General features: G+C 38.8%; 12 protein-coding genes and 3 pseudogenes. 9 read left to right on the forward strand and 6 right to left on the reverse strand.

Going from position 1 to position 13,975, the window contains the following annotated elements:
* Nucleotides 1-156 precede the first annotated feature (156 nt).
* The 4 genes from IQ274_RS37095 (at nucleotide 157) to IQ274_RS34850 (ending at nucleotide 2,965) form a co-directional block, all read left to right on the forward strand.
* A complete protein-coding gene (locus tag IQ274_RS37095) occupies nucleotides 157-408 on the forward strand; it encodes a hypothetical protein (RefSeq protein WP_228058598.1) in 252 nt (83 codons plus the stop codon).
* Between the two features lie 495 nt (nucleotides 409-903).
* Nucleotides 904-1,134 (forward strand): antitoxin TumA, encoded by a 231-nt coding sequence (gene tumA / locus IQ274_RS34840; protein WP_194145052.1) that lies wholly within the window; start codon nucleotides 904-906, stop codon nucleotides 1,132-1,134.
* A complete protein-coding gene (gene tumE, locus IQ274_RS34845) occupies nucleotides 1,124-1,507 on the forward strand; it encodes a toxin TumE (protein WP_194145053.1) in 384 nt (127 codons plus the stop codon). The genes tumA and tumE overlap by 11 nt, the downstream gene beginning before the upstream one ends.
* A 219-nt stretch (nucleotides 1,508-1,726) precedes the next feature.
* Nucleotides 1,727-2,965: an AIPR family protein gene (locus tag IQ274_RS34850; protein ID WP_194145054.1), complete on the forward strand. Its 1,239-nt coding sequence runs from the start codon at nucleotides 1,727-1,729 to the stop codon at nucleotides 2,963-2,965.
* A 28-nt stretch (nucleotides 2,966-2,993) separates the two neighbouring features.
* Here the strand turns inward: IQ274_RS34850 and IQ274_RS34855 are convergent.
* Nucleotides 2,994-3,101 (reverse strand): annotated as a pseudogene (locus IQ274_RS34855) (Rieske 2Fe-2S domain-containing protein); the annotation flags it as partial.
* Nucleotides 3,102-3,542: 441 nt separating this feature from the next.
* Between IQ274_RS34855 and IQ274_RS34860 the strand changes: the two are divergent.
* Nucleotides 3,543-4,073, forward strand: a complete 531-nt coding sequence (locus IQ274_RS34860; RefSeq protein ID WP_194145055.1) for a DM13 domain-containing protein — start codon at nucleotides 3,543-3,545, stop codon at nucleotides 4,071-4,073.
* A gap of 69 nt (nucleotides 4,074-4,142) precedes the next feature.
* Here IQ274_RS34860 and IQ274_RS34865 read toward each other — a convergent pair.
* A pseudogene (locus IQ274_RS34865) lies at nucleotides 4,143-4,796 on the reverse strand (alpha/beta fold hydrolase); the annotation flags it as partial.
* Between the two features lie 18 nt (nucleotides 4,797-4,814).
* Nucleotides 4,815-6,037, reverse strand: a pseudogene (locus IQ274_RS37100) (ISAzo13 family transposase); the annotation flags it as partial.
* Between the two features lie 477 nt (nucleotides 6,038-6,514).
* On the opposite strand from IQ274_RS37100, the gene IQ274_RS34880 reads away from it, so the two are divergent.
* Complete coding sequence (locus IQ274_RS34880) at nucleotides 6,515-6,853, forward strand: hypothetical protein (protein WP_194145056.1); 339 nt, start codon at nucleotides 6,515-6,517, stop codon at nucleotides 6,851-6,853.
* A 25-nt stretch (nucleotides 6,854-6,878) separates the two neighbouring features.
* Here the strand turns inward: IQ274_RS34880 and IQ274_RS34885 are convergent, their stop codons facing one another.
* Complete coding sequence (locus IQ274_RS34885; protein WP_194145057.1) at nucleotides 6,879-7,388, reverse strand: hypothetical protein; 510 nt, start codon at nucleotides 7,386-7,388, stop codon at nucleotides 6,879-6,881.
* Between the two features lie 497 nt (nucleotides 7,389-7,885).
* Here IQ274_RS34885 and IQ274_RS34890 point away from each other — a divergent pair, with 497 nt between their 5' ends.
* Complete coding sequence (locus IQ274_RS34890; protein ID WP_194145058.1) at nucleotides 7,886-10,318, forward strand: MASE1 domain-containing protein; 2,433 nt, start codon at nucleotides 7,886-7,888, stop codon at nucleotides 10,316-10,318.
* Between the two features lie 58 nt (nucleotides 10,319-10,376).
* Complete coding sequence (locus tag IQ274_RS34895; RefSeq protein WP_416209870.1) at nucleotides 10,377-11,639, forward strand: response regulator; 1,263 nt, start codon at nucleotides 10,377-10,379, stop codon at nucleotides 11,637-11,639.
* Nucleotides 11,640-11,650: 11 nt separating this feature from the next.
* Here the strand turns inward: IQ274_RS34895 and IQ274_RS37930 are convergent, their stop codons facing one another.
* A complete protein-coding gene (locus tag IQ274_RS37930; RefSeq protein ID WP_235116343.1) occupies nucleotides 11,651-11,713 on the reverse strand; it encodes an excalibur calcium-binding domain-containing protein in 63 nt (20 codons plus the stop codon).
* Complete coding sequence (locus IQ274_RS34900) at nucleotides 11,685-11,900, reverse strand: hypothetical protein (RefSeq protein WP_228058599.1); 216 nt, start codon at nucleotides 11,898-11,900, stop codon at nucleotides 11,685-11,687. Before IQ274_RS34900 ends, IQ274_RS37930 begins: the two co-directional genes overlap by 29 nt.
* A gap of 747 nt (nucleotides 11,901-12,647) precedes the next feature.
* On the opposite strand from IQ274_RS34900, the gene IQ274_RS34905 reads away from it, so the two are divergent.
* Nucleotides 12,648-13,975 (forward strand): PAS domain-containing protein (locus IQ274_RS34905; RefSeq protein WP_194145060.1); only part of this gene is annotated, 1,328 nt, incomplete at its 3' end.

Here is a 13,975-nt window from a genome sequence, read left to right on the forward strand (position 1 = left end):
GGTCAAAGCTATAAGTATTCTCCGCCATCGACAAAGCGACATGCAAGAGTATTTAATTGATTAAGTAGAATTACTTTCGTCAGATGATGCACGGATCTTGTAGAACTAAGACGAAAAACTATATTAAGGAAGTAAGTCCACAACAGTAATCAGCCGATGCCCAGTAAAACAATTGATGTCCGAGAGTACACTGTCAGAGCGCACAAGCGGGAAATTCACACTCGCGTTTTCAACTTCGTATGTAAGCAGTGCGAACAGCCCACACAACGAGAAACCTTTGGTGTGCGACCGCTCTACTGTGAAAAATGCCGTCCTCCTCAACCTCCCAAGCAATCAAAAGTAGTCCCTATAGGCAAGAGGAAACCCAGAGCTATGAACTACAAGAGTGGGAAGGATATAACTGGGTGATTTTTTGCCTCATGGTTTTGAGCGATGTCTACGACGGGCTACGCCATCGCACGAAAGTGAATGAAGCAGTAGTTATGTGTGAGGTTACGGCAGTTGCATGAAGTGGACAGCCGTGACTCTTCTGGGGATTGGCTGTTTTAGGCTAGAACGGCAAAACTAACTGGAGAGGTGAGACTAAAGGCTTAATTACGTATGCATCTTAGAAAATATCAAACGAGTTTACTATGCTTCCAACCTACCTCTAGCAAGTTTTACCGCTCTAGGTTGTAGGGGCTTGGGATTTTGCCAAACTTTATCTGCTATCCTTGCACGCTTTGCTGCTGGCGGCTGTTGAAAAGGAGTACACCATGTGTGGAAGCAGAAGTAGTTACGAGACAGCAACGCCACAATAACTACTATTTAATGAGAATTTGCCTAATTTTCATAACGCTCGATGAGGAAATTTTGGAGTGGCGCTCATTTATAATCAAAATATGCTCTTGAAGTAGAGGTAAAATGCGTAAACAGACCATTCAATATACATCATCTTTAGATGCTTTGGTTGCCGTTGCCAAGCGACTCAGTGTGTATGAAAGCCAGCAAAAAATGGACTCGGAAGATTTTTTTTATCAGTATAATCAGGGAATATTACCAGATGATATTCTATTTATAGAATGGGCAAACGATTACCGCCATTATCTGGTTTTGCGTCAAGAAATAGAGCAAAGATTGAACTATGCTGCCTAACATTCTATCTGATTATTTAAATCAAGTAGAACAAGCAATTGTTCAATGTCCAAATCTTTACGTAGAACGTTATGAAGAAGAAATTTTAACATCCCTTCGGGCTAATTTAAGAATTCGATTGCGTTTAGCTCAAACACACTTACTAGAAATAAACGAAGCTATAGTAATTACAGATAATCAGTTGGAATTTCTTGATTATCGCTACCATTTTCAGGATGAGCGAAATAGCCTGGTTTTTCGTTATGATAGTACGCCACATTTTCCTGATATCTCTACCTTTCCGCATCACAAGCATTTACCAAATAATGTGATTAGTTCTCAGAAACCGGAAATTATTCAAGTATTAAAAGAAGCAACCGAATTATTGAAATAGGTGGATAAGTTTCTGTCCAAAGAGTAAAAGAAGGTATATTATCTCTAAACTAAGCAAAATTAAAGAAAATTTTCACGCTAGTAAATAACAGGTTTAATACAGCGAGATTGGGGATGTTTATCATTTGGCTAATTTGGTAGCTTATTCTAAGTGAAGAAAGAGAATAATTAAGGTTATAGCAGCGCTAACATAGAATTTAATTCCATCAAGAAATAAATTATGCCCAAGACTTGGAACATCAAGATAGATAACTATTTTCAAGCCAACCCAAACTGCATCATCGCCACTGCTCATGTAGACTCGTTCCCCACAGACCTACCCCTAGAACCCAACATCAGGGAACCAAACCGCAAAAGCGCGACCTACAGACAAGTCTTCGACTCACTGACAACCGAACCTGGAAAATTCTTCTCTCGCCACAGTGGAATCGTTCTGTCAGCTAATATTGCTAAATCTGTCAAGAACAAAACTGAACTGGAGCTAGAAATTTTAGAAGCCTCGGAGGGCGGTAGCGATGGCATTATCAACGGTGGGCATACAGTTTTAGCATTTGAGCAAGCGAAAAATTACAAATATGACCTAACCGAAGCCAGAGTAAAAGTTACGATCCACATCGGACTGACTGAAGAATCAGCCAAAGACATAGCCCTAGCAAGTAATACTACAACACCAGTAGATTCTCGCTCCAAAGTCAACGCCAGGGGTGATTACAAATTCATCAAGCAGTATTTAGCCCAGTTAGAACGGAAAGAAGATAGAAAATTCCGCATCGCTTATTATCAAAACCAAAGCGGCGCTCCCAGAAATGCCCAGTGCAATGTAACCCATTTGCTCAAGCTCCTTTACTGCCTCGACAGAAATAAATACAACCCCGACAGCAATAAACGAACCAAGCACCCCGCAGGAATGAGTCTTCCAAGTAACATCACAGATGCAGAAAGGGAAAGATTAACCGCCTTACTGCCTCTGTTGACTCATGCTCTGTGGATAGAGCAAAGACTCTACGAAATAATCCAAGACTATATCAGCAACCCCAGAAGAAAGGGTGCTAACGACCTAGCATCAATTGATATACGTAAAACGACGTTATTACCTGACAGCAAGTATTCATTCGGGTTTGGTGCGCCAACTGACTTAGCACTACCGATAATCGCATCCTATCGGGTATTTCTAGACAAGGACTATAAATGGATTCTGCCGTTTAACGAATTCGCCGAAGATTTCCTGCAACACCTGTGGAATAACTATTTCCGCAAATATTTGGTGTCGGAGAAAACAGCAGGAAATACAGTCGGTACAAAAATCAGCCGCAATCAAGAGATTTGGGAAAGTTTGTACATTTCGGCGCAGAGTTATCTAAATCAGCATTTGATGAAAATGGTCAACTCTAGTAAGGCAGAGTCAGAATCCAAGGTGACACAAGGTAGAAAAGGGCGTGTGCAAGCAGCTAAGAAATGATGAAACCCTTAATAGGCAATAGTTAAAGCTAAAATTTTTTTAAATCTTTCACTGTCGGGCCGTGTAAAACTTCCCCCTTGCAACTGAAACGTGAACCATGACAGGGACAGTCCCAACTTTTCTCGGCACTGTTCCAGAAGCTTGGCTTGCGCTGCTCGTAGTTCTGCTGTGTGTTTTTCTATCTCAGCCTCCAAGATATGATTAAATTGACACTGCTGCTGATAACATTTGTTTTATATCTGGCTATAGATTTGAAAAAGCATATCTGATCAAGCCCTGTATATTTGTTTACACTTAATCACCCATAATCTAAAAACTTAAATTTTGCTGAGAAAGCTGTAAGAACTTTCTAAGGAAAATATTAGTTTTTTAGATATCAATCCTTATATATTTATCATTTTTAGATTAATTATTTAAGTAACAATCAATTTAAAGTTCAAGGCAAGAGCTATGTAGTGTTTCCTAAGTAATTGAGGAACACTCAAATATGTATTTATTACCAAAGTTATTGGCTTTGAAAATGTACCTTACCAGAGAACTGCTATATTGATGATTAATGTATTGAAGAATTGAAATCATGAGATTAAGATATTTATTGATAATTGGCTTATCTTCTATTGTCATGGTTGGCTGCGCCCGCGAAGTATCAAATAACCAGGCTAATGAAAGTCCTATAGCGGTGAATGCATCTATTCCCGTGCTTTCAATTCAGAAGAAACCTTTAGCCAATTCAGGGCAAGCTCCAAAAACAAATACTATTAATTCAGGCACATTTGTTTCTGGAGAACAAACAACTAATGGTAAAGTTAGTATTACCATTAAAGACGGCAAATCCTTTCTAGAAATTGATGACTCATTTAAAACTTCTGAATCAGGCCCAGATTTGGTAGTAATTTTGCATCGTTCAGATAACGTGATTAATTCGACTAAGCCACCATCGTATTCTTTAAAAAAGGGAGACTACATTATTCTTGCTCTCTTACAAAAATATAGTGGGGCTCAAACATACTCTATCCCTCAAAACATCAATTTAGCAGATTATAAATCTGTCGGTATTTGGTGCCGCAAGTTTAATGCTACTTTTGGCACTGCTAGTTTGAGTCAGTAAATATTAACAAACAACTTAAAAATCAATCACCAAGAGGAAGTTTATGAAATTAGAAGGATACGAATTGAGCTAACGTTTGTAAACCAAAAACCCGGCTATTGCATCTAAAAGTGCTTCTGGCTCATCTGCGCGGATCAAATGACTGCTATTCTCAAAAATTCTTAAATCGGCATTAGGAATTGCCTGAGCAATTTCTTCAGAAAACTCTGGAGCGCAAATCCAGTCATACCGGCCTGCAATAACTAGAGTGGGTGCAGTAATTTTATGTAACTGGTCAAGAATATTGTAGGTGCGGAGGAAACCGCCAAAAGCAATATTAATCGCATCAACTGAGAGAATATTCCTCTGCCAAGCAATGCCTGACTTAATAGGATCATATTTTAGCGAATACATTGGTCCCAACACTTGAAAATACTGTCTTAACTGTTCCTCATTTTCAAAGTTCCCATCCCAAAGTCGCTGAACGCTTGCTTTTTGTTCCTCAGTTCCTTTTGATGCTAAGATTTCCTTAGCTCTTTCTAAAAAGCCACTATGGGCTGCCGTGGCAATCACAATCAGATGAGAGACATTTTGAGGATAGCGAACTGCATAAGTTAGAGCCACCATACCACCGTAAGAACTACCAATCACAACAATTTTCTCCAGACCAAGGTGTTGGCGCAATGCTTCCATATCTTCAACATTATTGTCTAAAGTATAGGTTTCTTTAGACCCACGGGCAGACCTTCCTTGACCGCGATGGTCAAAATAAACTAGTTGTAGTTTTCGGCTTAAAGTCGAGAAAGTTGGTTTGAAGGAAGTATGATCCGTTAGCCGCTCAATCTGTTTTTCAATTTGAGCCATAGCTTTTTTTGTAAGCTTGACCCCATTCTCATAAGTTTTGTGTACTAACTTAACAACTGGATGTTTCCCGTTCCATGTCATAGTGCTGGCAAAATTTAGAGCCGTTTCTAGTTCATCTAAAATGCTACCATTCCAGTGATTTTCTAGTACTGCCCACGTCCAATCTAATTGGATTATATTTACTATGATAGGGCGGATAGTAAGCTAAACGTATATTTACTTGATGTTTTTGGGCAAACTCTACTATACGTTTCATAAATTGAGTACGCCGTGAACTATTCTGTGGCCCGTTATCTTGATTGAGAAGTAGGGTTTGAATATCGGAAAAACGATGCTTTTGTTCTAACCAAAAATCTTTTAAAATATCAACAATAAAATCGCTTGTAACTTTCGATTCTGTAAAGTACAAAAATAGCTCATCAAGCTCTGGAAGAAAGATACCATAAGGAGTTACAGTTGTTTTTGGATTATAATCATGGTCATCAGCTTTCGCTCCATCCCGGCTTTTACCCCCTCGATCAAATGAGCCAATCTTAACGCGGGCTTTTCCGTCCATACTTAGACGTAAAACACTCTTATCTTCCGAAGCATCAATATTAACTATGTCTAATTGCTCAAAGATTGCGTCAGTTTGTGGGATTTTTTTTGAGGTTGAACTTTCTTTACCCTTCTGAGCTTATAACCTAAATTATTTAATTTGACGCGAATTGTTTCTGAGGTATGTAACTTTTCGTCACTGTAACCATACTTCTCTATTAATTGCTTTCTGACTTCGGCTGCACTGAGTCTAGTGTATAGTCTTTGACTTTTAAAACTTGGATCAGTTTGACTATGGAAGTCAACTAAATTTTTTATGTCTTCTAAAAGATTTGGCAAGTGTTCTTCTGCTTTATAACGCCCTTTGCCACTCATGTTATCAACACAAGTAATACCGCTTTTTAATTCTCTCGTTCCTTTGCGAATTGTGTCTCGATTCCATCCTAATTCTGATTGTGCAAGCCTTTGCCCCCCTAAACCTAAGCCCTGAACTGTCTGTGCCATAAAGAAAGCGCTTTGCTGCACCAATTAAAAAGAGATGCAGTTTCAATTAACAACTTTTTGAGAGAATCAGTCAATACTATAGCCACCAGTTACCACACTCAAAAACAAGCGTCATTACTCAAATTACTACAAAATGGGGATGAAGGGGCTGCCGACGGCAGTCCCTTCATCCCCATTTAAAATGATTATCATTACTGTTAATGGAATAGTTTATTTTCTGGAAGTCCCATATAAAATCAAATGACTTCAAATATATATCAGACTTTTCCCCTTTTCCCCTTATCTTGGAAACAAGAAGAAGCGATTTTATTTCCCAGTGTACAGTGACTTTTTATTTGTCGTTATGCCAAATTAATGTCATTGGGGTGTAAAGCTTGCACTCCTTGAGCATTAAGCTTAGAAGTAGCACTGGGAGTTTACAGCCTACATCAACACGGTTTTGTTGCAAGCTTAAAGTGGGTAAGGCTTAACTCGATGACACGAATTTGTCTCAACATAATTTAATTGGTAACAGTACAATAGTTAATGCACTGAAGTGCCGTTGAGCATTGAGATAAATGAATTCGCAAAATGAACTCCTAAAACAGCAGTTGATAGAAGCGATTTCTTGTCAAAATCTGCAAGAAATTCAAAAAATCCTAACCTTAGCACAATTAGAGGATGAAGCAATAATCCTCAAAGAAGCTCTTGTGCAAGTAGAGTATGTAAATTTTGTTTGGTTCTTGCAAGAATACGTAGGCAAGGAAAGTTATCAACAAGCCGTAAAGGATGTATCGACAAGCATGACTCAAAAACTAGTTGAAGGAGGTTTCAAGCCAGGGGTTGATTTCAACTTACACCCAGATGCTAGGATGTTGGCATCAAAGGAGGCAAATGAATATTTAGAAAATTATTAAGTTAATTCTGACCCAACATTGGGAATCAACTTAACCGGAACACGATCTTAGCAAGCTTCCCAAACCCTTGAGTAAAGGCATATTCAATCTCTGCGGGATCACAAATCTCTGTTAGTTTGCATTTCAGCCCAGGAAGTTCTCTAACCTCAATACAGATATTTACATATACATCTTTAACTTCCACATGGAATAGTCCAGCATTTATGTTTAAAAAATCACCTGTTAGCATTGAACAGTAAGTTAAGGATTCTTTCCATTGTGATTTGTACTTCACTCGAAAATAATTATCGCCTAAATTCTTTTTGAACTTAGATGACTTTTCCTGTGGTTTTGGTTCCCAGAATATACTATTCTCTAACTGCCCAAGAGTTTCTATTGTTGTTACATTAGTCGCCACATTGCTACTGCCTTGTTGTTTAAGCTTTTTCTGTTCAACAAAAGACATAGCCAGGATGCGGTTCTTATGCCGCTCAAAAGCTTCTTTATACAATTCCCATGCTTTTTTGGTAATTGCTGATTGAGATGGCTCAACCATTTTAACGATTTCGCGCCAATCACCAAGAGTAAATCTAGTAATATTTTCAATAAAAGCGATGAAAATGGCGCTATAAATTTTAGTGGGACTCGCACCCCGTAAACCTTGCCTTCTCATCTCATCAGTAACTAAGTCTAATCTGTAAGTAGAAACAGGAATATAATTACGAGAAAATTCCGCAGCCAGGGCACGAGAATGTTCTAAGCTCCAGGCGCAAATAACTGTACGAAGATTTCGTGCATATCTAAAGTAATTCTCAAGGATTTCACTAACCCCAATATGGCTAGTAACGGCAATCGCTAGCTCTTTGGCTCTGAAATCCCCACGAGATTTTGCAACTCCAAGAGTAGAAATAGTTTGATTCGTTGCAAATAATCGAAAGGGCTTAATTTTTGTTTAAGTCTGGTGATAAAAGTCACAACTACTTTTGGGAATTATAAACTGGACAACCTTTGTTGAGGGTTACTGGCCTTCAGCTATCTGCACGGAGACAAGAAATGCAGCAAACTACGATAAGGCAGCAATTCCTACCCAAGCTGGATCGTCCATTTATAATAGCAGCACTGACCATTCCTATTGTTCACCTCGGACTTGGATACATAGGTTTATCCATGACGTTTGTCGGTGGTGCATCAGCATTTTGGCCTTCATTCGGTGTGTTTTTAGCAGGAATGTTATTGGTAGGCTATCGGATCTGGCCCATCATATTTTTGAGTGATTTTATTGTTAGTTATATTTTCTTTTTTAAAAACAATGCTTTAATTAGTACTATCATTCCGGCTATCAACTTAATTACTCCTTTCGTAGCAACTTTTTTAATTCATAAGTTTATCAAGCGTCGCCATTTCTTAGAGCGTTCGCAAGACGTTTTTAAATTTATGGTTCTGACTATACCCAGCCCCCTAATCAGTTCCATCTTGGCTGCACTAACGCTTTGTATTAGCGGTATTGCACCTTGGTCAATATTTAGTAACATTTGTCGAACTTGGCTGACATCAGACAGCACAGGTATTTTAATTGTTACACCTTTAGTGCTGGCATGGTTGCAAAAATCTCCATCGCCGAGAAGCTTCCATCGGCGACAAATTATCGAACTTGCATTCGTCTTATTGTCAATGATGGCGATTGTTCGGGTCGCTTTTTCAGGGGGATACCCAATTGAATACATGATCATTCCGCCGTTAATTTGGACGGCATTTAGATTTGAGGCGCGGATATCGACTCTAGCTGTACTTATTATGTCAGCAATCGCGGTTTTTGGTACTGTTAAAGGCTTTGGTTCATTTGCCAAACAACTCTCACCTAATGAATCGCTCATCTTGTTGCAATCATTCATTTGTGTAATTGCTATCACTACCTTTGTGATCTCTGCGGTAACTAGTGAAAACCAAAGATCAGCAATGATACTGCGGCAAACCAATGATGAACTAGAGCGACGAGTTGAAGAACGAACTGCCCAACTCAACGAAGCAAAAACTGTTGCTGAAGTTGCCAATCAAGCCAAAAGTGAATTTCTCGCCAACATGAGCCACGAATTACGAACTCCACTAAATGGCATCCTCGGTTATACTCAAATTTTACAACGGACTGAAACCTTGTCCGACAAAGGATACAAAGGAATTGAAATTATCCATCAATGTGGCTTTCATCTATTAACTTTAATTAATGACGTGCTGGATTTGTCTAAAATCGAAGCCCGCAAAATGGAGTTGCATCCCATCGATTTCCATTTGCCTTCGTTTCTGGAAGGAGTAGTCGAAATCTGTCGGATTAAAGCCGATCAAAAAGTTATTTCCTTCACGTATCAGCCCGACTCTCAACTCCCGGTTGGTATCCACGCCGATGAGAAAAGACTGCGGCAAGTTCTGATTAATCTTTTGGGTAACGCAGTCAAGTTTACAGATAAAGGAGGGGTGACTTTAAAAGTAAACGTTATTAATCATTCGTCCAGGGTCAGTAGTCAAGAAACACAACAAACAACTAATTATAAAATTCGTTTTCAAGTAGAAGATACAGGGGTTGGGATGACATCGACGCAATTGCAGAAAATCTTCCTTCCCTTTGAGCAAGCAGGAGACATCAAACGACAATCTGAAGGAACAGGTTTGGGATTAGCTATTAGTCAAAAAATTGTTTATCTCATGGGTAGTACTTTGGAAGTTGAAAGTCAAATTGGTCAAGGTAGTATTTTCTGGTTTGAAGTAGAGTTACCAGAAGCAAAACAATGGGCTGCAAGTTCCAGAGTAATGCAACAAGGAGCTATTACAGGCTATCAAGGCAAAAAACGCAGCATCTTAGTAGTAGATGACAAGTGGGAAAACCGTTCGGTAATCCTTAATTTATTAGAACCAATTGGATTTGAGTTAATAGAAGCGAGTAATGGACAAGAGGGGATTGATCGGGCTGTTACATCTCAACCTGACTTGATCGTTACTGATTTAGTTATGCCTGTAATGGATGGCTTTGAGCTGATTCGGTACATCAAGCAATCTGCTCAGTTAAAAAACGTAGTAATAATTGCTTCTTCTGCAAGTGTGTTTGACAGCGATCAAAATCGGAGTTTAGATGTTGGTGCGGATGCTTTCTTATCTAAACCTGTTGTAGCTGAAGTTTTGCTGGAATTACTTCGATTAAAATTAAATTTGGGATGGATTTATGCACCAGAATCGGAAGTTGATTCCAAGTGCAATCAAACTCATATTCAGTCAGCTTCTCAGAATCTATCTTTACCTTCGATTGAGATTTTGACTAACTTGTATGAGTTAGCAAAAGATGGCAATGTGGATGGGATATTGGATGAAGCCAATAACTTAAAGAGTAATTATCCTGTTTATTTTGATTTTACTCAAAAAGTAATCCAACTTGCCGAAAATTTCCAAATCAGAAAATTGCTAGAGGCATTAAATCAATGGATAGACCAGTCTAAATAAACTGTAAATCATCCTTAATAAAATTTTTCCTCTTGTTAATTCATTTTATAAACAATATTTGATAACCATGAAAAGCCCTGATTTTGTGTTAATCGTTGATGATAATCCAACTAATTTGTCAGTATTATCACAAGCGCTAAAAAGTGCAGGTTTCGCGGTTAGAGTTGCCGAAGATGGAGAAAGTGCGATCGACATGGTACGGCATAAACCACCTGCTCTAATTTTGTTAGATGTGCAAATGCCGGGAATAGATGGGTTTGAAACTTGCCAGAAACTTAAAGCTGATCCATTAACGCAAAACATCCCCATTATTTTTATGACAGCCTTGGCTGATACTGGAAATATGGTGAAAGGGTTCTCGTTAGGAGCCGTTGATTACATTCCCAAACCCTTTGAACAAGCAGAAGTGATTGCCAGAGTGCGAATCCATTTGCAACTGAAGCAATTGACCGATAATCTGGAACAAATGGTTACAGAGCGAACGACAGCGTTACAGAAGGCACAAGTGCAACTGGTGCAACAAGAAAAGCTTTCAATGCTTGGTCAATTGGTAGCAGGTGTAGCACATGAAATGAATAATCCCATTAGCTGCATTGTTAGCAATATTCCTCCTGCTCAAGAGTATATTGCTGATCTGACTCATGTCCTGCAATTATGTCAGGAAAATTATTCCCAACTACCGCCTGTCATTCAGAATGCGATCGCTCAAACAGATTTAGACTTTCTCTTAGAAGATTTGCCCAAGCTCCTCAATTCCATGCAGATTAGCACAGAACGAATTAAAGAAATATCCGTGTCGCTGCGAAACTTTGCCCGGACTGACACATCGGTAAAGGTTAAGTTTGATGTTCATGAGGGACTTGACGATACATTATTAATCCTGCGACATCGTTTTAAAGGGTTGGGACAGCGACCTGAAATTAAAGTCGTCAGAAACTACGCTTCCTTACCAAAAGTTGAGTGCTATCCAGGACAACTCAATCAAGTGTTCATGAATCTAATAGCTAATGCTGTAGATGCTTTAGAAGATGTTTGGCAGCAGGGTAAGCGAGTCAATGATTCCCTAGCAATCAGCATCTTTACAGAGATGTCCAGCCCTGGATATGTAACGATTCGGATTGCCGATAATGGTATTGGCATGACAGACGAGGTGAGGCGAGAAATTTTTAATTATCTATTTACAACAAAAATAGTTGGTAAAGGTACTGGACTGGGATTGGCGATCGCTTATCAAATTGTAGTAGAAAAGCATGGTGGAGTAATGGAGGTTAATTCCATAATCAATCAAGGAACTGAATTTGCAATTATGTTGCCTTTGTAGGACTTATATAGTCAACTCTCACAACCCACACCATCACCATCTCTATCAAACCCGTGCGGGTCTGGTGGAATCACTCTCTTCTCTGCGGTAGGGAATATCAGAGCAATTCAAGCCTGCCGAATTGGGTGGAATGTAAATATCTGGGTAAGACGGATCGCACTGTTGCACTTGCGGCGATCGGTTCGTTGTAGGCTGAGTATTTTTCTTACCCCGCCGGAAATCCCAAGGCATCACCGACTGCGATTGATTCCAAAATCCCAACTCTTACTTTATCCCCAGATTTCCTTACTCAGCACGCATCATCAGCAACTATGTTCTGTGTGCCACCAAGGAAGAAGCTCAAAATCGCGGATGCTGTCTATGGATGCGGTAGTACTTGGGGTTGCCTAGTAAGTCATTTAATCTGAAATACTTCCTCTCAATCACTCTTCTTCATCTGTCACATCACTATATGCTGAATTGTCCACTGCTAATACAGGCTTGCCCATAGCAGCTTCAATTTTGGCAATTATCATCTGTTGACGCGATGCCATGAAACTCTCAAAGTCGTCCTCTCAAACTGTTACTGCTCCATAATGAATACGCTGCTGATGAGAGATTTTGAAAAGTGTATTAGTTTTAACTATAAACCCTTAGTAAAATTAAGAAATATTATGTTTAGGTAAAGATTTGGAAAAAGATGTAAATTCATCTATCTAAAGGGTAGATTTAAAATAGTTAAAAAAAGTTTATAACCAATGCTTAAAAGTCTCAATTTCTGAATATTTTGACCTCAAAAACTATTTAGTGTTTAAGTAGCTGTAATAAATGCTAAATATCTATCTTTTGGGAAATCACGAGCTTTGATAGAACTGCCCTCATTTCACATTAACTAACAAACATAAAATCATCTGTTTTTCCTTCTTTTAATAGCTTTATAACCACTGTGTTACAGCTTTTTAAAAAATGAATATAGGGTTGAGCTTACTTGGTATTTTATCAAATTTGAAAAACTTTATTGAATTTAATGTGTACGAAAGTCAGTATACGCAAAATAATTTTACTGAAAAGCCGATTTTGTTAAATGAGGAATACCTCACTGGGTACGACTATACGAACAAAAATTCATTGCCAGAGGTGAAAGCTTCAGATAATCAGCTAAAAACAGACTGGCAGCAGATACTTTATTCGTTGACGGAACTTAGCCCGTTTCCAATTGGGATTGTATGCCTGAAAAGCCAACAAGTTCTCTTTAAAAACGAATTATTAGCGCCTTTTTTTGGAATCGATTCAAGTCAAACATTCGACAAAGTTATCCCTGGTTTTTATGCCCAGCCTGCTTTATGGACTCAATTAGTTAATAAGCTTAAAAGTGGCGACCCGATCAATAATTGTGCTGTAGAGGTAAAAAAAACCAATGGTGATACCTTTAAGGCACAAATTTCAGCTAAGGTTGTTAATTACGAAGACAAACTGGCGGCACTATTCATATTCATGAATAGTACTGAGTATTTAAAAAACCAGCAGGAGAGTTTCTTATTAACAAATTCTGTACAACAAATAACAGATCCTATTGGCTTCACACACAGCCAGCCGAATTTGGTAGATGTTAACTCTTCTATTGTAAAGATTACAGGTAATCTGAGTACCCGAAGAGGTGAAAAAATCTCAATATTACAGGAGTCAAAAGTAGATTTACGTCTGATGGAACGTGCAATTGCTGCTAGTAGTAATGGGATTATTTTGACAGATCCTAATCAACCAGATAATCCCATCATTTACGTCAATCCAGCCTTTGAGTTGATCACAGGCTACTGTGCCAGTGAAGTTATTGGAAGAAACTGCCGCTTTTTGCAAGGAAATGATTCAGAGCAAGTAGCCCTTCAGGAATTACGTAGTGCTATTCAAGAACAAAGAGAATGTCATGTCATTTTACGGAATTACCGCAAGGATAATGTACCGTTTTGGCATGAACTATACTTAGCTCCGGTGTTTGACAATTCTGGTTATCTGACTAATTTTATTGGTATCCAAACTGATATTACTCACCATCTAGAAGCTCTTGAAGCATTACGAAAGCAAGAAGAACAGTATCGCCGCATTGTACAAACAGCAACTGAAGGAATTTGGGTACTCGATAGAGACAATCGTACTACTTTTGTGAACCAACAGATGGCAACAATGTTGGGTTACACCATTGAAGAAATGATGGGTGCAACGCTGTTTTCTTGTAAGGATTCAGGTGGCAGAGTATTGACAAAAGGAACACTTGAGGGAGAATATCACAAATATGAACCAAAACCTGCCTCAAGAATTAGACCCAGAAAGCTTGAACCAGTTGCCGAAAGAAAAACTGG

The sequence above is a fragment of the Nostoc sp. LEGE 12447 genome, from assembly GCF_015206985.1.
GTDB lineage: Bacteria > Cyanobacteriota > Cyanobacteriia > Cyanobacteriales > Nostocaceae > Nostoc.

Coding starts and splice junctions, on each gene's coding strand:
- tumE (WP_194145053.1), top strand. CDS start 1,124: ATGCTGCCTAACATTCTATCTGATTATTTAAATCAAGTAGAACAAGCA.
- IQ274_RS34890 (WP_194145058.1), top strand. CDS start 7,886: ATGCAGCAAACTACGATAAGGCAGCAATTCCTACCCAAGCTGGATCGT.
- IQ274_RS37095 (WP_228058598.1), top strand. CDS start 157: ATGCCCAGTAAAACAATTGATGTCCGAGAGTACACTGTCAGAGCGCAC.
- tumA (WP_194145052.1), top strand. CDS start 904: ATGCGTAAACAGACCATTCAATATACATCATCTTTAGATGCTTTGGTT.
- IQ274_RS34850 (WP_194145054.1), top strand. CDS start 1,727: ATGCCCAAGACTTGGAACATCAAGATAGATAACTATTTTCAAGCCAAC.
- IQ274_RS34885 (WP_194145057.1), bottom strand. CDS start 7,388: ATGGTTGAGCCATCTCAATCAGCAATTACCAAAAAAGCATGGGAATTG.
- IQ274_RS34880 (WP_194145056.1), top strand. CDS start 6,515: ATGAATTCGCAAAATGAACTCCTAAAACAGCAGTTGATAGAAGCGATT.
- IQ274_RS34860 (WP_194145055.1), top strand. CDS start 3,543: ATGAGATTAAGATATTTATTGATAATTGGCTTATCTTCTATTGTCATG.